The sequence below is a fragment of the Micromonospora humi genome (assembly GCF_900090105.1).
GTDB classification, from domain to species: Bacteria; Actinomycetota; Actinomycetes; order Mycobacteriales; family Micromonosporaceae; genus Micromonospora; species Micromonospora humi.
In genome coordinates this window covers 96441-115586 of the sequence record NZ_FMDM01000011.1, presented here as the reverse complement: position 1 = coordinate 115586, position 19146 = coordinate 96441, and the positions used below count along the sequence as shown (strand labels likewise).

Below are 19146 nucleotides of genomic sequence, written 5' to 3'. Positions count from 1 at the left end.
CGGACACCCCCGGCCCGACAGTTGTCGCCGCCGTGGAAGCGGCGCGACCGTACAGGGAGACAGGACAGCCGTGGCACCACCTCAGGGACAGATGCGCCCCGGACGGCAGCTCGCCGTGCTCGGGTTCATCTTCGTCGTCCTCTATCTTTTGGTGTTCTTCTCGGGCGGCGCCAGCGGTGGCTGGAAGGACCGGCTGGAGCCCCGGCTCGGCCTGGACCTCATCGGCGGCACCCGGATGACGCTCGAGGCCACCAACACGGTGGACGGCAAGCCGCCGACCGCCGAGAACCTCGAAGAGGCGCGGCAGATCATCGAGAGCCGGGTCAACGCCTACGGTGTGGCCGAGGCGGAGGTGGTCACCGAGGGCAACCGCAACATCGTCATCTCCCTGCCCGGCCAGAACCGCGACCTGACCGACGTCGGCGAGGCTGCCGAGCTGCGCTTCCGCAAGGTGCTCAAGGCCGCCGACGGCAGCGGCGCCGCCGCCGCGCCGGCGCCGAGCCCCAGCGTCTCCGCCGCGCCGCCGGGCAGCGTCAAGCCGTCGGGCAGCGCCTCGCCGAAGCCGTCCGGCAGCGCGTCGCCGAAGGCCAGCGCGAGCGCCAAGGTCACCGCGTCGCCGAGCGCCGGCGGGCAGGGTGGGATGGCCCCGGCGCCGAGCGCCAGCGCCACGCCGACCCCGTCGGCCTCGCCGAGCGCCGCCGCGCCGAGTCCGAGCGCCAGCGCCGAGCCGGTGCCGCAGAGCATCGAGCAGCAGCGCCAGGCCGTGCAGCAGAAGGTGGGCGCGGCCGCCTGGGCCGCCGCCTCCGGCCTGCAGGCCCCGGCGGACCTCACCGCCGACCCGTCGCTGGCCGACAAGCTCAAGCCGTTCGGCACGCTCTCCCCGCAGGAGATCGCGGTGCTGACGCCCGAGATGCAGTTCAACGTCCCGACCATCACCTGCGCCCAGCTCGACAAGCGGCCGGCCGGCTCGATCAAGGACCCGAAGCAGAAGGCGGTGGCCTGCGAGGCCGGCGCGAAGAACCTGCTCGACGTGGCCAAGGTCGAGGGCACCGACGTCAAGAACGCCTCCGCCCAGCTCGACCAGACCAGTTCCTGGGTGGTGAGCCTCAACTTCACCGGCGGCGGCCAGGAGAAGTGGACCGCGCTGACCCGCGAGTCGTTCAACAACGAGGGTCAGGCCTGCGACCAGACCGCGCTCGGGCAGGACGGCAAGTGCCGGGTCGCCGTGGTGCTGGACAACAAGATCGTCTCCTCGCCGGAGATCCAGGGCGTGCTGACCGGTGACTCGCAGATCACCGGCAGCTTCGACAACAAGTCGGCGAACGCGCTCGCCAGCCAGCTCCGCTACGGCGCGCTGCCGGTGACGTTCGAGCCGCAGGAGAGCCAGAACGTCACCGCGACGCTGGGCGACAGCCACCTCAAGGCGGGTCTGCTCGCGGCCGGCATCGGCATGCTGCTGGTCATCATCTACTCGTTCTTCTACTACCGGCTGCTCGGCTCGGTCATCTTCCTCAGCCTGGTGCTCTCCGCGCTGCTGGTCTTCGGCGCACTGGTGGTGCTCGGCCGGTCGATCGGCTTCACGCTCACCCTCGCCGGCATCGCCGGGATGATCGTCTCGCTCGGTGTGGCGGCGGACTCGTTCGTCATCTACTTCGAACGGCTCAAGGACGAGATCCGCGAGGGTCGCAGCCCGCGCAGCGCGGTGCCGCGGGCCTGGATCCGGGCCCGCCGGACGATCATCTCGGCGAACGCCATCACGCTGATGTCGGCCGTGGTGCTCTACATCGTGTCGGTCGGCGCGGTGAAGGGCTTCGCCTTCGCGCTCGGCCTGGCGACCGTGCTGGACCTGGTTGTCGTGTTCCTCTTCCGCCACCCGATCATGACGATGTTCGCCCGTACCCGGGCGTTCCTGTCCCCGCGGGTCAGCGGTCTGGGCCGGGCGCTGCCGGCCCGGTCGGCCGAGTCGGGCACCGCCCGCAACCCGCGCGTCAAGGAGGCCTGAGATGGCTAAGAGTGGTCTGGCCGCCCGGCTCTACCGTGGCGAGGCCGATCTCAACATCGTCGGCAAGCGCAAGCTGTGGTTCGGCGTCGCCGGCGCGCTGGTGCTGATCGCGGTGCTGAGCTTCGCGTTCAACGGCTTCAAGCTCGGCATCGAGTTCGCCGGCGGCAACTCGTTCCAGGTGCCGGCCAGCGTCGGCACGCTGGACCGGGCCGAGACGGTCGTCGACGACGCGCTCGCCAAGGAGGCGCCCGGCGTCGAGGTGGTCACCGCGCAGAAGGTCGGCGGGGCCGGCGGCGAGACCTACGAGATGCGCACCGGGCAGCTGAGCCAGGAGCAGGCCAACGCGGCCAAGACCGCGATGGCGCAGGAGTTCGGCATCCAGGCCGACCAGATCAGCGGCAGCCAGGTCTCCGAGGCGTGGGGCAGCCAGGTCACCTCCCGGGCGTTCCTCGGCCTGCTGATCTTCCTCGCCGTGGTGTCGATCTACCTGGTGCTGCGCTTCGAGTGGCGGATGGCGGTCGCCGCGATCGTCTCGCTGCTCACCAACCTGGTCCTCACCTCCGGCATCTACTCGCTCGTCGGCTTCGAGGTCACCCCGTCGACGATCATCGGCTTCCTCACCATCCTGGGCTTCGCGCTCTACGACGTGGTGGTGGTCTTCGACAAGGTGCAGGAGAACACGCGCGGCATCACCGCGAACAACAACCTGACCTACGGCGAGGCGTCCAACCTGGCCCTCAATCAGAGCCTCATGCGTTCGTTGAACACCTCCGTGGTGGCGCTGCTCCCGGTCGGCGGCCTGCTCTTCATCGGCGCCGGGCTGCTCGGCGCGGGCACCCTGAAGGACCTCGGCCTGGTGCTCTTCGTCGGCATGGCGGTCGCGTTCCTGACCTCGATCCTGCTGGCCACCCCGCTGCTGGTGCTGCTGAAGAACCAGGACCCGCGGATCAGCGCGCACAACAAGCGGGTGCTCTCCCGCCGGGCGGCCGTCGCCCGCGGTGAGGTCACCCCGAAGGGCGCCCCGCGGCCCGCGCCGACCGGCGACCAGCCGGTCGACCCGGACGCGGCGCTCGCCGGCGTCGCCCCGAAGGTCGGCGCCCGGCCGACCGGCAAGCGTCCCAGCGGCGCCCGGGGCGGTCGCCCCGGTGGTGGCGGGGGCAACCGGCCGGGCGGCGCGAAGCGCCGCTGACCACCGGCCCGGACGGAATCGACCCGACGGCGTCCGTCATGCTGTTGCCACGGCGTGACGGACGCCGTCGTCGTTTCGAGAGGACATGGGACGCACCATGACGGAGACCCACACCACCGGCGTACGGGGAGACAGCGGCCCGGAGGCCGCCCAGCTGGTCGCCAGCCGGATCCTGGACGTGCCGGACTTCCCCAAGCCGGGGGTCCTGTTCAAGGACCTGATGCCGCTCTTCGCCGACGGCGTCGCGTTCCGCGAGGTGATCGACGGGATCATCGCGTTCCACGGGCCGGAGTCCTTCGACGTGGTCGCCGGCATCGAGGCGCGCGGGTTCGTGCTCGCGGCGGCGGTGGCCTACGCCACCGGCGTCGGGGTGGTGCCGGTGCGCAAGGCCGGCAAGCTGCCCCGCGCGACCCACTCGGCCTCCTACGCCCTGGAGTACGGCGAGGCGACGCTGGAGGTGCACCAGGACGCGTTCACCGCCGGCCACCGGGTGCTGGTGCTCGACGACGTGCTCGCCACGGGTGGCACGGCCGAGGCCACGCTCGACCTGGTGGAGCGGGCCGGCGGCACGGTCTCCGGGTTCACCGTCCTGCTGGAGCTGGGCTTCCTCAAGGGGCGTGAGCGCCTCGCGCCGCGCCCGGTCCATGCCCTGTTGACCGTTTGAGCCCCGTCCGTCGGTCCGGCCCGCCGGCACCGACCGTCCGGCGGAGCGGTGGCGTACCCTCCGGGCGGGTAGCATTGCCCTTTGCCTGACCCGGCGGGCGACCGTCCACCGGCGGCGGAGGCCGCCGGGGGCGCAGCCCCGGTGACCGGCGCGGAACAACACCGGCCCCCGGGTCGGTTGGACCAGACGTCGGCCGGACGGCCGGCGCATCCCGGCGAACGGTGAGGAGGCCGGTGTCCCACGATGTCGTCCCTCCGGTGGAGGGCACGGTGCACCCGACAGGCGACGCGGACGGCTCGGTGACCGAGCACAGCGGCAACCCGCCGGCCCGGGCGACCGGCGCCACCGACGGCACGCCGGACGCGACGGCCGACGGCGGCGCGGTCGTGGTGCCGTTCCCGACCGACGGTGACCCCACGTCCAGCGGCGGCTTCGCCCTCTCCAACGCGCCCACCGGCCGACGGGTGCGCGCCCGGCTGGCCCGGTTCAACGCTCCCTGGCAGACCTCGCAGGTCAGCGAGGTGCTGGAGCCGTTGATCGCGTCGCACCGTGACGCCCATCCCAAGGCCGACGCCCGGCTGCTCCAGCGCGCCTTCGACACGGCCGCGCGCTGGCACTCGGGGCAATATCGCAAGTCCGGCGACCCCTACATCACCCACCCGCTCGCGGTGGCGACCATCCTCGGCAACCTCGGCATGGACACCACCACGCTGGTGGCGGCGCTGCTGCACGACACGATCGAGGACACCGAATACACCCTCGACGCGATGCGCGCCGACTTCGGCGGTGAGGTCGCGCTGCTGGTCGACGGCGTGACCAAGCTCGACAAGGTCAAGCTGGGCGACGCCGCCAAGGCGGAGACGATCCGCAAGATGGTCGTGGCGATGGCGAAGGACCCCCGGGTCCTGGTGATCAAGCTGGCCGACCGGCTGCACAACATGCGGACGCTGACCTTCCTGCCCCGCCCCAAGCAGGAGCAGAAGGCCAAGGAGACGCTGGAGATCCTCGCCCCGCTGGCGCACCGCCTCGGTATGAACACGATCAAGTGGGAGCTGGAGGATCTGGCCTTCGGCACGTTGTTCCCGAAGCGGTTCGAGGAGATCAACCGGCTGATCGGGGAGCACCAGCCGCAGCGTGAGGCGCTGTTGCGTCAGGTGACCCAGAAGGTGCAGACGGACCTGAAGGCCGCCAAGATCAAGGCGGAGACCACCGGGCGGCCGAAGCACCTCTACTCGATCTACCAGAAGATGATCGTGCGGGGGCGCGACTTCAACGACATCTACGACCTGGTCGGGGTGCGGATCCTGGTCGACACGGTGCGCGACTGCTACGCGGCGTTGGGCGTCATCCACGCCAACTGGCAGCCGGTGCCGGGCCGGTTCAAGGACTACATCGCCATGCCCAAGTTCAACATGTACCAGTCGTTGCACACGACGGTCATCGGGCCCACCGGCAAGCCGGTGGAGATGCAGATCCGCACCTACGCGATGCACCGCACCGCCGAGTTCGGCATCGCCGCGCACTGGAAGTACAAGGAGCACAAGGGCACCCAGGTGGTGGGCCCGCCGGCGCACATCGACGAGATGACCTGGCTGCGGCAGCTGCTGGACTGGCAGCGCGAGGCGGCCGACCCGAGCGAGTTCCTGGACGCGCTGCGCTTCGACCTGTCCAGTCAGGAGGTGTACGTCTTCACCCCCAAGGGCGACGTCATCCCGCTGCCGACCGGGTCGACCCCGGTGGACTTCGCGTACGCGGTGCACACCGAGGTCGGGCACAAGTGCATCGGGGCGCGGGTCAACGGCAAGCTGGTGCCGTTGGAGTCGACGTTGTCCAACGGCGACGTGATCGAGATCTTCACGTCGAAGTCCGACACGGCCGGCCCGACGCAGGACTGGTTGGGCTTCGTCAAGAGCCCGCGCGCCCGCACCAAGATCCGGCAATACTTCAACAAGGAGCGCCGCGAGGAGGCGATCGAGGCCGGCAAGGACGCGATCGTCAAGGCGATGCGCAAGCAGGGCATGCCGTTGCAGCGGATGCTCACCTCGGACGCGCTGATGGCGATCGCCCGGGACCTGCACCTCGCCGACGTGGCCTCGCTCTACGCGGCGGTCGGCGACAGCCAGGTCTCCGCGCAGTCGGTGGTGCAGAAGCTGATGGCCTCCTACGGCGGCGAGGAGGGCGCGGCGGAGGACATCGCCGAGACCGCCGTGGCCACCCGGCCGCCGCGCAGCCGGCAGAGCAGCGCCGACCCGGGCGTGGTGGTCCGGGGCGTCAGCGACGTCTGGATCAAGCTGGCCCGCTGCTGCACGCCGGTGCCGCCGGACTCGGTGTTCGGCTTCGTGACCCGCTCCGGCGGGGTCAGCGTGCACCGCGACGACTGCGCCAACGCCGAGGACCTGCGGGCGCAGCCCGAGCGGGTGGTCGAGGTGAGCTGGAAGCTGACGTCGGCGTCCACGTTCCTGGTCGCCATCCAGGTGGAGGCGCTGGACCGGCACAAGCTGCTCGCCGACGTCACCCGGGTGCTCTCCGAGGAGCGGGTGAACATCCTCTCCGCGACCGTGACCACCACCCGGGACCGGGTGGCGGTCAGCCGGTTCAGCTTCGAGATGGCCGACCCGAAGCACCTCGGGCACCTGCTGGCCGCGGTGCGCAAGGTCGACGGCGTCTTCGACGCGTACCGGGTCACCTCGGGCGCCTGAGCGCACACGAGAAACGCCCGCCGGTTGATCCGGCGGGCGTTTCTCAGTGAATCGGGTCAGCCCTGGATGTCGCTCATCGTCACCTTGGTCATGACGATCTCCTTCTTCGGGTGACCGCCGCCGGCCTGCTTCGCGAAGGCGCCGTCGTCACCGGCCGCGGCGACCTGCTTCACCACGTCCATGCCGCCGGTGATGGTGCCCAGCACGGTGTAGTTCGGGTCGAGCTGGGAGTCGCCGTACACGATGAAGAACTGGCTGCCGGTGCTGCCGGGCTGGCCGGAGTTGGCCATCGCGATGACGCCCTCCGGGTACGGCGGCCGCTTGTTGGTCGGCAGGTTCTCCTCGGCCAGGTTGTAGCTCGGCCCGCCCGTGCCGTCGGTGTCCCGCCAGCCCTTGCCGGTGGCGCTCGGGTCGCCGCACTGCAGCACCTTGATGCCCTCGGTGACCAGTCGGTGGCACTTGGTGTTGTCGAAGAAGCCCTTGCTGGCCAGGTGGGTGAAGCTGCCGGCGGTGCAGGGCACCGCGGCCCGGTCGAGCTTGGCGGTGATGGGGCCCAGGTTGGTGTCGATCGTCATCGTCTGGCTGCCCTTGTTCGCCTGCTGCGTCGGCGGCAGCCCGACGTCCTTGATCTGCGCCGGGCGGCCCTCCTTGGGCACCTCGGTGTAGGCGCACTGGGCGTTCCCGGCGGCGGTGCCGGTCTGCTTCTGGTCGTCGTCGTCGCCGAGCGACGTGGCGAGCCAGACGGTGCCGGCCACGACGAGCACCAGCACGGCCGCGGCACCGACGATCGCCTGCGTCTGCCGGCGCTTGCGGGCCCTGCCGGACCGCTCGGCCATCTCCCGCTCGAGCCGGGCCCGCGCCGCCGCCCGCTGGCGGTCTCTCGTGGACGTCACGCTCACTCCTCACCTGCTGCTTATCGGGGGGCGGCGCCGCGCGCCGCCGAGTCAACGGTGGATCAACCGGCGCTGGGGCTGCTCGCCGGCGCGCTGGTCGCGCCCGCGGCGGCCTTCGGCTCGCCGACGGTCAGGCTCTGGATCACCACATCCGTCTTCGGCTTGACCTTGACGCCGCCGCCGTTGTCCACGGTCGGCAGGGCGCCGATCTTCTCCACCACGTCCAGCCCGCCGGTGACCTTGCCGACCACGCTGTAGGCCGGCTTGGCCGGGTTGAAGTCCTTGAAGAAGATCAGGAACTGGCTGCCGTTGCTGCCGGGCGGATTGCCGATCATGGCGACCGTGCCCTTCGGGTACGCCGGCGGCTGCCCCGGGGCCGGCGAGGCCGACGGGCTGGGCTCGGTCGCGTCGGGCACGTTCTCGTCGTAGAACGAGTAGGTCGGGCCGCCGACGCCGGTGCCGCTCGGGTCGCCGCAACGCAGCGCGCCCTCGGTGGTGATCTCGTGGCACTTGGTGCCGTCGTAGAACGACCGGCTCGCCAGGTGGGCGAGGCTCGCGCCGCCGCAGGGGGCGGCGCTCAGGTCCAGGTCGACGGTGATCGGCCCGCCCTGGTTGGTGGTGACCGTCATCGGTCGGGTGCCCGAGGTGGGCAGGTCCTTGGTGGCCGGGGTGCCGACGTCCTTGAGGTTGGTGTTCGCGGCGCCGTCCTGCGGCGTCCAGAGGCAGGTGTCCTCGGCGGCCTGCTTCTTCGGCTCCGAGTCGAACGCGCCGAGCGCCCAGGCCGAGCCGGCCACGATCAGCGCCAGCACCACCGCGGCGCCCACACCGGCCTGGATCTGCCGGCGACGCTTCGTGGCCGCGGCCCGCCGGGCGAGCTGCCGGTCGAGCTTGGCGCGTGCCAGTTTGCGCTGCCGGTCCCTGCTGGAAGCCACAGGTGCTCCTCTTCCTCTGCCTGATCGTCGCCGGCGTCCGGGCGCTGCCCGCCGCCGGAGTCGGGGTGCGCCACGCCACACGCCCGCCAGAGTGTACGGGTACGGACTGTGAATGTGGTGTACGAGGTCCCGCCTGCGCTTATCGGATGTTGTCACTGGGCCGGCTGGGGCCGGTGGGTCGGTGCGGGCGAAACCGGCTCGCCGGTACGACTAGGCTGCTGGGCGAGGACGACGACCGGACGGAGAGGGGACGGACGTGCTCGTGGCGGGCTTTCCCGCGGACGCCTTCGGCACCAACTGCTACGTGGTGGCGACCGGGCCGGGGGAGCAGTGCGTGGTGGTCGACCCCGGCATCGGGGTGCTCGACCGGCTCGACGCCGTGCTCGCCGAGCATCGCCTGCACCCGGCCGCGGTGCTGCTCACCCACGGCCACCTCGACCACACCTTCTCGGTCGCGCCGGTGTGCGGCGCGCGGGGCATCGCGGCCTACGTCCACCCGGAGGACCGGGAGCTGCTGGCCGACCCGTCCAAGGCGCTCTCGATGGACCTCACCGCGCTCTTCGGCGGGCGGCTGCCCTACGCCGAGCCGGACGACGTGGCCGAGCTGACCGACGGCGCGACGCTGTCGCTCGCCGGGTTGGAGATCACCGTCGACCACGCCCCGGGCCATACCGGCGGGTCGGTGCTGTTCCGGATGCCCGGCGCCGGCTCGCCCTGGGAGGCCGACCAGGTCTGTCTCTCCGGTGACGTGCTGTTCGCCGGCTCGATCGGCCGCACCGACCTGCCGGGCGGCAGCATGCCCCGCATGCTGGCCAGCCTCCGGGAGAAGGTCCTCCCGCTGGCCGACGACACCGTCGTCCTGCCCGGCCACGGCCCCGCGACCACCATCGGCCGCGAGCGCGCGAGCAACCCCTACCTCGTCGAGGTGGCGGATTCCGCGCGCCCGGCCGCGCCCACCCGAGGCCTCTAGACCCGCACCCGCGCCCGGCGCGGGATCGCAAGGAGTACGCCATGAGCAAGCCCACGCCCATCTCCGGCTTCCCCGAGTGGACGCCGGCACAGCGGATGATCGAGCAGTCCGTGCTGGACCGGATCCGCGCCACGTTCGAGCTGTACGGCTTCGCGCCGCTGGAGACCCGGTCGGTCGAGCCGCTGGACCAGTTGCTGCGCAAGGGGGAGACCTCGAAGGAGGTCTACCTGCTGCGCCGGTTGCAGGCCGACGCCGACGGGCCGGCCGGCGACGACGCGCTCGGCCTGCACTTCGACCTGACCGTGCCGTTCGCCCGCTACGTGCTGGAGAACGCCGGCAAGCTGCAGTTCCCGTTCCGCCGCTACCAGATCCAGAAGGTCTGGCGGGGGGAGCGCCCGCAGGAGGGCCGCTACCGGGAGTTCCTCCAGGCCGACATCGACATCGTGGACCGGGACACGTTGCCGGCGCACTACGAGGCCGAGATGCCGCTGGTGATCGGCGACGCGCTGCGCGCGCTGCCCATCCCGCCGGTCCGCATCCAGGTCAACAACCGCAAGATCTGCGAGGGCTTCTACCGGGGCATCGGGCTGACCGACCCGGAGGCGGCGCTGCGCGCGGTGGACAAGCTCGACAAGATCGGGCCGGCGAAGGTGGCCGAGTTGCTGGCCGAGACCGCCGGGGCGAGCGAGGCGCAGGCCAAGGCGTGCCTGGCGCTGGCCGAGATCTCCGCGCCGGACGCGTCCTTCGCCGACGCGGTACGGGCCCTCGGGGTGAGCGACCCGCTGCTCGACGAGGGCGTCGCGGAGTTGACCGCGGTGGTGGAGACCGCCGCGGCGCACGCGCCCGGCCTCTGCGTCGCCGACCTGCGCATCGCCCGGGGGCTGGACTACTACACCGGCACCGTCTACGAGACGCAGATGGTGGGCTACGAGCGGTTCGGCTCGATCTGCTCCGGCGGCCGCTACGACAACCTGGCCAGCTCCGGCACCGTCCGGTTCCCCGGGGTGGGCATCTCGATCGGGGTGACCCGGATGCTCGGCCTGCTCTTCGGCGCGGAGGCGCTGTCGGTGTCCCGGTCGGTGCCGACCTGTGTGCTGGTCGCCGTCACCGCCGAGGAGGACCGCGCGGCCAGCGACGCGGTCGCGGCGGCGTTGCGCTCGCGGGGCGTGCCGACCGAGGTGTCGCCGTCCGCGGCGAAGTTCGGCAAGCAGATCCGGTACGCCGAGCGGCGCGGCATCCCGTACGTCTGGTTCCCCGGCGCGGACGGCGACGAGGTGAAGGACATCCGGTCGGGGGAGCAGGTGGCCGCGGCGGCGGGCGAGTGGACGCCGCCCCGGGCGGACCTGGCGCCGCTGGTCGCCGGCACTGGCGCCTGACGACGATTCGACCTACGGTGGCGTAAGTTACGCCACCGTAGGGAGAACGTCGTGACCGTGCTCAGCCAGACCGCCCTGCTCGTCGAACTCGAGCCCGTGGTCGAGAAGAACCTCGACCGGCACCTGTCGCTGGCGAAGGAGTGGTTCCCGCACGAGTACGTGCCGTGGAGCGCCGGGCGCACGTTCGACGGCCCGCTCGGCGGCGAGGCGTGGTCGGAGACCGACTCCACGATCCCCGACGTGGCGCGCACGGCGCTGATCGTCAACCTGCTCACCGAGGACAACCTGCCCTCCTACCACCACGAGATCGCCACGCTGTTCGGGCGCGACGGCGCGTGGGGCACCTGGGTGCACCGGTGGACCGCCGAGGAGGGCCGGCACGGCACCGCGATCCGCGACTACCTCACCGTGACCCGGGCGGTCGACCCGGTGGCGCTGGAGCGGGCCCGGATGGTGCACATGTCCGCCGGCTACCACAACGTCCACGACGACGAGGTGCTGCACTCGCTGGCGTACGTGTCGTTCCAGGAGTTGGCCACCCGAATCTCGCACCGCAACACCGGCCGGGCCACCGGTGACCCGGCCTGTGAGGCGCTGCTGGCCCGGGTGGCGGCGGACGAGAACCTGCACATGGTCTTCTACCGCAACCTGCTCGCCGCGGCGTTCGAGCTGGCCCCGAGCCAGGCCATGCGGGCGGTCGCCGACGTGCTCGCCGACTTCCAGATGCCGGGGGTCGGCATCGACGGCTTCGCCCGCAAGTCGGTGGCGATCGCCCTGGCCGGCATCTACGACCTGCGCCAGCACCGGGACGAGGTGGTGCTGCCGGTGCTGCGCCAGTGGAACCTGTTCGAGGTGACCGGCCTGACCGCCGACGGCGAGACCGCCCGCGACCAGATCGCCGCCCACCTGGACACCCTGGACACCCAGGCGTCCCGCTTCGAGGAGCGCCGCGCCGCCCGAGCCGCCCGCCTGACCACAGCCCGCTGACCCCACCCCCACCCCCACCCCGGCGATCTTGCACTTACTGCCCCGGCAAAAGACGTGATCCGGACATCCGGGGGGCCGAAAGTGCAAGATCGCGGCGTAGGAGGGGAGGGAGGGCGGTTCGGGGTCAGGTGGGGAGGTTGAGGGGGAACAGGAGGCAGGTGGAGGTGGCGTGGGCGACCAGGCGGTTTGCCGGGTCGGTGAGGCGGGCCTCGGCCAGGGCGGTACGACGGCCGCGTTGCAGCACGGTGCCCTCGCAGCGCAGGGTGCCGCTGGCCACGGTGACCGGGCGCAGGAACTTCACGCTCAGGTCGAGCGAGGTGTAGCCGACGCCGGCCGGCAGCGTGGTGTGCACCGCGCAGCCGGCGGCGGTGTCCAGGAGCGTGGACAGGACGCCGCCGTGCACCGTGCCGAGCGGGTTGTAGTGGAACTCCTGCGGCAGTAGCTCGACCACGACCCGGCCCTCGTCGGCCTCCATCCGGGCGATGTCCATCAGGCTGGTGATCGGCGGGGCGGCCAGCTCGCCCGCGATCATCGCGCGCATCAGGTCCAGTCCGCTGCGCCGGCCGAGGTGGGCGGCGCCGGCGACCGGGTCGGACCAGGTGAAGGTGCGGCTGCGCTCCTGCGTCTCAGTCATGGACCCAGCCTCCCAGCGCGTTGCTGAGTCTGTCAATCAGACCTAGCCTGGTCGGCATGAGGCCCGCGGCACTGGACTGGTCGGTGGAGAACTGCACGATCGGGCGCGCGATGGAGATCCTCGGCGAGCGCTGGACCGTGGTCGTGCTCCGCGAGGTGTTCAGCGGCGTGCGTCGCTTCGACGACATGCGGGTGCGCACCGGCGTACCGCGCCAGGTGCTGACCAACCGGCTGTCGATGCTCGTGGAGCGCGGGGTGCTGCGGCGGGAGCCGTACCGGGAGCCGGGCAGTCGGCCGCGGCACGAGTACCGGCTCACCGAGATGGGCCTGGACCTGTGGCCGGTGCTGGTCGCGCTGCTCGGCTGGGGCGACCGCCATCTCGCCGACCCGGAGGGTGCCCCGCTCGCCGTGACGCACCGCGACTGCGGCGCCGAGGTGCGGGTGGCGTTGCGCTGCGCCGAGGGGCACGACGTGACGGCGCCCCGTGACGTGGTGCCGCGGCCCGGGCCGGGCGCCCGCCGTCGCGCCTGAGCGGGCCGGTTCAAGCTCTGACACCCGGTGACGATCTTGTTGCTCAGGTGTTACATCCGGTGGCGGTGCGAATCCGGGCAAACGCATGTCTTGCTTACGATCTTAAATATGTGAATACTTTGGTCAGCCCGGACGGTTTCCCCAGGTCGCCCGGGTTGCCCTCGGGCGTTTTCCCATGACGACGCCCGTTCACCCCCGTTCGGAGGTTGTTACATGCGACCCACGAGGTCCACGCTCCGTCGCGCCGCCGCCGTCGCCGTGGCCGGTACCCTGGTCACCGGTTCCCTGCTCGGCGCACCCGCCCAGGCCGCCCCCGCGTCGCCCGCCTCACCCGACGCCGCCGCCGGCCTGGTCGCCAAGCTCGGCGACCGCGCCGCCGGCACGTACGCCGACGCCAGCGGCAAGATGGTCGTCACGGTGACCGACACCGCGGCCGCCCGCCAGGTGCACGCCGCCGGCGCCGTCCCGAAGCTCGTCACCCGCGGCGCCAACCAGCTCAAGGCCGCCACCAGCGAGCTGGAGCGCTCCGCCAAGATCCCGGGCACCGCCTGGTGGACCGACGCGGCGACCAACCAGGTCGTCGTCTCGGTCGACAGCACCGTCACCGGCGCCAAGCTGGAGCGGGTCAAGGCCGCGGCCGCCCGCACCGGCGGCGCGGTCCGGATCGAGGCCGAGGCCGGCACGCTGACCACCCGGATCTCCGGCGGCCAGGCCATCTACACCGGCGGCTACCGCTGCTCGCTCGGCTTCAACGTGCGCAGCGGCTCGACCTACTACTTCCTCACCGCCGGGCACTGCACCAACCTCGGCTCGACCTGGTACTCGAACTCCGGCCAGACCTCCGTGCTGGGCACCCGGGCCGGCACCAGCTTCCCGGGCAACGACTACGGCATCGTCCGGCACAGCAACTCGGCCAACGCGGCCGGCAACGTCTACCTCTACAACGGCAGCTACCAGGACATCACCTCGGCCGGCAACGCCTACGTGGGCCAGTCGGTCCGGCGGTCGGGCAGCACCACCGGCCTGCGCAGCGGCTCCGTCTCGGCCACCAACGCGACGGTCAACTACGCCGAGGGCAGCGTCTCCGGCCTGATCCGCACCAACGTCTGCGCCGAGGGTGGCGACAGCGGCGGCTCGCTGTTCTCCGGCACCACCGCGCTCGGCCTCACCTCCGGCGGCAGCGGCAACTGCTCCTCCGGCGGCACCACCTACTTCCAGCCGGTCACCGAGCCGCTCAGCGTCTACGGCGTGAGCGTCTTCTGATCCGTACCCCACGAGCGGGCCGCCGGGTGACCGGCGGCCCGTTCCGCGTGTGCGGGCCGCCCGACGGGTACGCCTCGACGGGTGCCGGGGAGCCGGCCGGCCCGCCCTGACAGAATGCGGGGAGCAGTCGTGGACAGATGAGGAGTCGCCAGCCGTGATCCGTACCCACAATGCCGGAAGCCTGCGCGCCGCGGACGCCGGCTCGACGGTGACGCTCGCCGGGTGGGTGGCCCGCCGGCGCGACCACGGCGGTGTCATCTTCGTCGACCTGCGCGACGCCTCCGGCGTCGTGCAGGTGGTCTTCCGCGAGGAGGACGCGCACGCGCTGCGCAACGAGTTCTGCGTCAAGGTCACCGGCGAGGTGACCCGCCGCCCCGAGGGCAACGAGAACCCCGAGCTGCCGACCGGCGAGGTCGAGGTGACCGCCACCGCGCTGGACGTGCTCTCCGAGGCCGCGCCGCTGCCGCTGCCGGTGGACGACCAGGTGGAGGCCGGCGACGACATCCGGCTCAAGTACCGCTACCTGGACCTGCGCCGGGGCGGCCCGGCGAAGGCGATGCGGCTGCGCTCGCGGGCCAACCAGCTCGCCCGCACGGTGCTGCACGAGCGGGACTTCCTGGAGATCGAGACGCCCACGCTCACCCGCTCCACCCCGGAGGGCGCGCGCGACTTCCTGGTCCCGGTGCGCCTGCAGCCGGGCAGCTGGTACGCGCTGCCGCAGTCGCCGCAGCTGTTCAAGCAGCTGCTCATGGTGGGCGGCATGGAGCGCTACTACCAGATCGCCCGCTGCTACCGGGACGAGGACTTCCGCGCCGACCGGCAGCCGGAGTTCACCCAGCTCGACATCGAGATGTCGTTCGTCACCGAGGACGACGTGATCGACCTCGGCGAGGCGATCGTCGCCTCGCTCTGGAAGGACCTGGCCGGGCACGAGATCAGCCGGCCGATTCCGCGTATCACCTGGCACGACGCGATGGCCCGCTACGGCTCCGACAAGCCGGACCTGCGCTACGGCGTGGAGCTGACCGAGCTGACCGACTACCTGCGCGGCACCGCGTTCCGGGTGTTCGCCGGCGCGATCGACGCGGGCGGCTACGTCGGCGCGGTGGTCATGCCGGGTGGCGCGGGCCAGACCCGCAAGGAGCTGGACGGCTGGCAGGACTGGGCCAAGGCGCGCGGCGCGCGCGGCCTGGCGTACGTGGTCCTCGACGCGGAGACCGGCGAGGCGCGCGGCCCGGTGGCGAAGAACCTGTCCGAGGAGCACCTGGGCGGGCTGGCCGACGCGGTCGGCGCGAAGCCCGGCGACGCGGTCTTCTTCGCCGCGAGCACGAACACCCGGGAGGCGCAGGAGCTGCTCGGCGCGGCCCGGATCGAGATCGCCAAGCGGGCCGGGCTGGTCGACGAGAGCGCCTGGGCGTTCTGCTGGGTGGTCGACGCGCCGATGTTCGAGAAGACGGACGAGGGCGGCTGGACGGCCGTGCACCACCCGTTCACCTCGCCGAACGCCGAGTGGGTGGACCGGTTCGAGGAGGCGCCGGACCGGGCGCTGGCCTACGCGTACGACATCGTCTGCAACGGCAACGAGATCGGCGGCGGCTCGATCCGTATCCACCGGGGCGACGTGCAGCAGCGGGTGTTCGACCTGCTCGGCATCACCCCGGACGAGGCGCAGGACAAGTTCGGCTTCCTGCTGGAGGCGTTCAAGTACGGCGCCCCGCCGCACGGCGGCATCGCGTTCGGCTGGGACCGGGTCTGCATGCTGCTGGCCGGCGCGGACTCGATCCGCGAGGTGATCGCGTTCCCGAAGACCCGTGGCGGCTTCGACCCGCTGACCGGCGCGCCGACCCCGATCACCGGGCAGCAGCGCGCCGAGGCCGGCATCGACGCCAAGCCGAAGGCGCCGGCCGCCCCGCACGCCGGCACCGCCGGCCCGGCCGCGCCGGTGGCCGACCCGACCTGATCCTCGCGTCGTCGATGGGCCCGCGTCATGATGACGCGGGCCTTTTCGATCATCAGGGGGACGGATGAACCTGCTCGTGGTGGGTGCCAGCGGCTTTCTCGGCGCCGAGGTGTGCCGGCAGGCGGTCGCCGCCGGGCACCGGGTGGTCGGCACGCACCACTCGGCCGCCGTCGCGGTGCCCGGCGTCGCGCCGCGCCGGCTCGACGTGACCGACCGCGCCGCGGTGCGCGCGCTGCTGACCGGGGTACGCCCCGACGCCGTGGTCAGCACCCCGTACCGCTTCGACGACTGGGCGGTCACCGCCGACGGGGCGGCCCACGTGGCGTCCGCCGCCGCCGAGGTGGGCGCGCGGTTGGTGCACCTGTCCAGTGACGCGGTGCACGCCGGGCGGCCCGAGCCGTACGCCGACGCCGAGGCGCCCACGCCGGTGTACCCGTACGGGGCGGCGAAGGCGGCGGCCGAGACGGCGGTGCGGGCGGTCGACCCGGGCGCGCTGCTGGTGCGGACCTCGCTGATCCTGGGGGAGGGGAGCAAGCAGATCCAGCGCTGCCGGGACGCGCTCGTCGGCCGGGCCACCCTGTTCAGCGACGAGATCCGCTGCCCGGTCGACGTCGCCGACCTGGCCGCGGCGGTCCTGGAACTGCTGCCCACCGAGCTGGCCGGTCCGCTCAACGTGGCCGGCCCGGACGAGGCCAGCCGCGCCGACCTCGGGCGGCTGCTGGCCCGCCGGCTCGGCGTCGACCCGGCCGGGCTGCAGACCACCACCACCGTCGCCGCGGGCCTGTTCCGCCCGATCGAGGTACGCCTCGACTCGACCCGGGCGGCCGGCCTGCTCCGGACCCGCCTGCGCGGCGTCGCCGAGCTGTTCGGCTGAGCCTCACCGGTTGCACAGTTTCTTTGCACGGGTCTTGTGCACAGGTAGTGTGCACAGATATTGTGCACCGCATGGAGAGTGAACCGACCCGTCCCGAGCCGCGCCGGGTCCGCCTCGACCACCAGCAGGTGCGGGTGCTGGCGCATCCGCTGCGGATGCGCCTGGTCGGCGCGCTGCGGGTGAACGGGCCGTCCACCGCCACCCGGCTGGCCGAGCTGCTCGACACCAACACCGGCGCGACCAGCTACCACCTGCGCCAGCTCGCCGAGGTCGGCATGGTCGTCGAGGACCCCGACCTGGGCACCGGCCGGCAGCGCTACTGGCGCGCCGCGCACGAGGTCACCCAGTGGGAGGCCAGCGACTACGACGACGACCCGGACGCCCGCGCCGCCATCGAGTGGATCGAGGCGGACTACATCCGCTTCTTCAGCCACCACGCCGAACGGTGGGCCGCCCGGCGGCACGAGTGGTCGCCGGCCTGGCGCGACGCGTTCGGCATGGGCGACTTCTTCATGCGCATCCCGGCCGCCCGCCTGGAGGCGATCAAGGCGGAGGTGTTCGCGCTCCTCGAGCGCCACCGCGACGAGACCGACCCCGACGACCCCGACGGCGAGCTGGTGCAGCTCTACCTCGCCGCCTTCCCGCTGAGCCCGGTCCTGCCACCCGCCGAGGAGAAGCCGTGAGCACGCTGTCCGTACGCCAGGTCCGGTTCCGCTATCTCACGCTCTACGGCCTGCGCTGGCTGCCCAGCGGCCTGCTGATGACCGTGATGATCCTGCTCATGCAGGAGCGCGGCCTGTCGCTGTCCCAGATCGGCCTGGTCGCCACCGCGCAGGGCCTGGTGGTGCTGGCGCTGGAGCTGCCCACCGGCGGGTTCGCCGACGCGCTCGGCCGCAAGCCGGTGCTGCTGGTCGCCTGGGCGGTCGCCCTGGCCTCGCTGGCGCTGATGGCGGTGGCCGACTCGTTCTGGATGTTCTTCCTGGTCTGGGCGTTGCAGGGCGTCTACCGGGCCCTCGACAGCGGCCCCCTGGAGTCCTGGTACGTCGACGCCACCCTCGCCGCCGACCCGGACGCCGAGTACGAGCGGGGCCTGGGCTGGGCCGGCACCGTCATCGGTGTCGCCATCGGCGCCGGCGCGCTGCTGGGCGGCGGTCTGGTCGCGCTCGGCCCGGTCGGGCCGGTCAGCGCGCTGACCCTGCCGGTGCTGGTCGCGGTGGTGTTCCAGGCGGTCTCGATCGTGGCGCTGCTGCTGCTGATGACCGAGCAGCGGCCCGCCTCCGGCCCGGCCGCGCTGCGCGCCTCGATGGTGCAGGCACCCCGGATGGTCGGCCAGGCCGTCGGGCTGCTGCGCCGCAACCGGGTGCTGCTCGCGCTGGTCTCGGTCGAGCTGTTCTGGGGCTTCGGCATGGTCACCTTCGAATCGCTGCTGCCGGTGCGGCTGTCCGAGGTGGTCGGTGACGCCGACCGGGCGGCGGCCCTGCTCGGCCCCGCCGGCACCGCGGCATGGCTGGCCAACGCGGCCGGCGCCGCGCTCACACCGTTCCTGCTGCGCCGCCTCGGCGCCGCGCCGGCCGCCGCGCTGATGCGGGTGCTCCAGGGCGTCACAGTGGTCGGCATGGGCCTGCTCGCCGGCCCGATCGGCGTGCTGATCGCCTACCTGGCCTGCTACGCCGTGCACGGCGCGTCGAACCCGCTGCACATGGGGCTGCTGCACCGGCAGGTCGACGGCCCGTACCGGACCAGCGTGCTGTCGCTGAACTCGATGATGGCCCAGCCGGCCGGCGCGCTCGGCGCGGTGGTGCTGACCGCGCTGGCGGACGCCACGAGCGTCGGCACCGCCATGCTGGTCGGCGCCGTGATGCTGGCCGTGGCCGCGCCGCTCTACCTGCCGGCCTGGCGGGCCGGCCGGGTCGCCGCGCGGTCGGGGCCGGCGGAGTCCGGCGTGGGCCCGGTCCTCCCGACCGGTCCCGCCGGGAGTCCCGCCGGCCCGCCTCCGGTGGCCGCTCCGGCGTCGGCGTCAGCCGCCGGTGCCGGCGGCCGGTCCGCTTGACGGATCCCGCGCGGCACCGGGCGACGGGGTCGCCGGAGGCTACAAACCTGATGGCACGAATGAGTCAACCCCGGGAGCTGGCGCGGGCAGCGTCGATCCATCCGTGACATCACGTTTGTCGGC

At 72.4% G+C, this 19146-nt stretch carries 16 protein-coding genes; 13 read left to right on the top strand and 3 right to left on the bottom strand.

Translation table 11 applies throughout. The annotated features are described in order from the left end of the window. Positions 1-70 precede the first annotated feature (70 nt). From secD to GA0070213_RS20830, 4 genes are all read left to right on the top strand, one after another. Positions 71-2002 carry a protein translocase subunit SecD gene (gene secD, locus GA0070213_RS20845; protein WP_175441423.1) on the top strand — a complete coding sequence of 644 codons (1932 nt, stop codon included), beginning with the start codon at positions 71-73 and terminating at the stop codon, positions 2000-2002. A 1-nt stretch (position 2003) separates the two neighbouring features. Further along, positions 2004-3191: a protein translocase subunit SecF gene (secF, locus tag GA0070213_RS20840; protein WP_091067245.1), complete on the top strand. Its 1188-nt coding sequence runs from the start codon at positions 2004-2006 to the stop codon at positions 3189-3191. Between the two features lie 97 nt (positions 3192-3288). Continuing rightward, a complete protein-coding gene (locus GA0070213_RS20835; protein WP_091067242.1) occupies positions 3289-3855 on the top strand; it encodes an adenine phosphoribosyltransferase in 567 nt (188 codons plus the stop codon). Positions 3856-4112: 257 nt separating this feature from the next. Continuing rightward, positions 4113-6554, top strand: coding sequence for a RelA/SpoT family protein (locus tag GA0070213_RS20830; RefSeq protein WP_175441430.1), 2442 nt, complete (start codon positions 4113-4115; stop codon positions 6552-6554). A gap of 56 nt (positions 6555-6610) precedes the next feature. Here the strand turns inward: GA0070213_RS20830 and GA0070213_RS20825 are convergent, their stop codons facing one another. Both GA0070213_RS20825 and GA0070213_RS20820 read right to left on the bottom strand, forming a co-directional pair. Continuing rightward, the gene (locus tag GA0070213_RS20825; protein WP_091067672.1) at positions 6611-7447 is read right to left on the bottom strand and encodes a peptidylprolyl isomerase; all 837 of its coding nucleotides are present in this window, start codon (positions 7445-7447) and stop codon (positions 6611-6613) included. 62 nt (positions 7448-7509) lie between these two features. Beyond that, entirely contained in the window at positions 7510-8379 is an 870-nt protein-coding gene (locus tag GA0070213_RS20820; RefSeq protein ID WP_091067233.1) for a peptidylprolyl isomerase, read from the bottom strand. Positions 8380-8635: 256 nt separating this feature from the next. Here GA0070213_RS20820 and GA0070213_RS20815 point away from each other — a divergent pair, with 256 nt between their 5' ends. Genes GA0070213_RS20815 through GA0070213_RS20805 form a run of 3 tightly spaced genes read left to right on the top strand, consistent with a single transcriptional unit; the run spans position 8636 to position 11712 of the window. After that, positions 8636-9349, top strand: a complete 714-nt coding sequence (locus GA0070213_RS20815) for an MBL fold metallo-hydrolase (RefSeq protein WP_091067231.1) — start codon at positions 8636-8638, stop codon at positions 9347-9349. Between the two features lie 41 nt (positions 9350-9390). Then, positions 9391-10725, top strand: coding sequence for a histidine--tRNA ligase (gene hisS / locus GA0070213_RS20810; protein WP_091067228.1), 1335 nt, complete (start codon positions 9391-9393; stop codon positions 10723-10725). Positions 10726-10776: 51 nt separating this feature from the next. Then, entirely contained in the window at positions 10777-11712 is a 936-nt protein-coding gene (locus tag GA0070213_RS20805; RefSeq protein ID WP_091067224.1) for an acyl-ACP desaturase, read from the top strand. Positions 11713-11836: 124 nt separating this feature from the next. On the opposite strand, the gene GA0070213_RS20800 is transcribed toward GA0070213_RS20805, so the two are convergent. Next, positions 11837-12346 (bottom strand): PaaI family thioesterase, encoded by a 510-nt coding sequence (locus GA0070213_RS20800; protein WP_091067220.1) that lies wholly within the window; start codon positions 12344-12346, stop codon positions 11837-11839. Positions 12347-12402: 56 nt separating this feature from the next. On the opposite strand from GA0070213_RS20800, the gene GA0070213_RS20795 reads away from it, so the two are divergent. From GA0070213_RS20795 to GA0070213_RS20770, 6 genes are all read left to right on the top strand, one after another. After that, the gene (locus tag GA0070213_RS20795) at positions 12403-12876 is read left to right on the top strand and encodes a winged helix-turn-helix transcriptional regulator (RefSeq protein ID WP_091067217.1); all 474 of its coding nucleotides are present in this window, start codon (positions 12403-12405) and stop codon (positions 12874-12876) included. Between the two features lie 213 nt (positions 12877-13089). After that, on the top strand, positions 13090-14139 hold the full coding sequence (locus GA0070213_RS20790; RefSeq protein WP_091067213.1) for a S1 family peptidase: 1050 nt from the start codon (positions 13090-13092) through the stop codon (positions 14137-14139). A 154-nt stretch (positions 14140-14293) separates the two neighbouring features. After that, complete coding sequence (gene aspS, locus GA0070213_RS20785; protein WP_091067210.1) at positions 14294-16099, top strand: aspartate--tRNA ligase; 1806 nt, start codon at positions 14294-14296, stop codon at positions 16097-16099. 64 nt (positions 16100-16163) lie between these two features. Next, positions 16164-16973: an SDR family oxidoreductase gene (locus GA0070213_RS20780; RefSeq protein ID WP_091067207.1), complete on the top strand. Its 810-nt coding sequence runs from the start codon at positions 16164-16166 to the stop codon at positions 16971-16973. Between the two features lie 71 nt (positions 16974-17044). After that, complete coding sequence (locus GA0070213_RS20775; protein WP_091067204.1) at positions 17045-17656, top strand: ArsR/SmtB family transcription factor; 612 nt, start codon at positions 17045-17047, stop codon at positions 17654-17656. Further along, entirely contained in the window at positions 17653-19023 is a 1371-nt protein-coding gene (locus GA0070213_RS20770) for an MFS transporter (RefSeq protein WP_091067202.1), read from the top strand. The genes GA0070213_RS20775 and GA0070213_RS20770 overlap by 4 nt, the downstream gene beginning before the upstream one ends. Positions 19024-19146: the final 123 nt, after the last annotated feature.

What these genes read in the sequence shown, in the direction of transcription:
- GA0070213_RS20790 (WP_091067213.1), top strand. Translation starts at nt 13,090, where the DNA reads ATGCGACCCACGAGGTCCACGCTCCGTCGCGCCGCCGCCGTCGCCGTG.
- GA0070213_RS20775 (WP_091067204.1), top strand. Translation starts at nt 17,045, where the DNA reads ATGGAGAGTGAACCGACCCGTCCCGAGCCGCGCCGGGTCCGCCTCGAC.
- GA0070213_RS20780 (WP_091067207.1), top strand. Translation starts at nt 16,164, where the DNA reads ATGAACCTGCTCGTGGTGGGTGCCAGCGGCTTTCTCGGCGCCGAGGTG.
- GA0070213_RS20800 (WP_091067220.1), bottom strand. Translation starts at nt 12,346, where the DNA reads ATGACTGAGACGCAGGAGCGCAGCCGCACCTTCACCTGGTCCGACCCG.
- GA0070213_RS20835 (WP_091067242.1), top strand. Translation starts at nt 3,289, where the DNA reads ATGACGGAGACCCACACCACCGGCGTACGGGGAGACAGCGGCCCGGAG.
- GA0070213_RS20795 (WP_091067217.1), top strand. Translation starts at nt 12,403, where the DNA reads ATGAGGCCCGCGGCACTGGACTGGTCGGTGGAGAACTGCACGATCGGG.
- secF (WP_091067245.1), top strand. Translation starts at nt 2,004, where the DNA reads ATGGCTAAGAGTGGTCTGGCCGCCCGGCTCTACCGTGGCGAGGCCGAT.
- hisS (WP_091067228.1), top strand. Translation starts at nt 9,391, where the DNA reads ATGAGCAAGCCCACGCCCATCTCCGGCTTCCCCGAGTGGACGCCGGCA.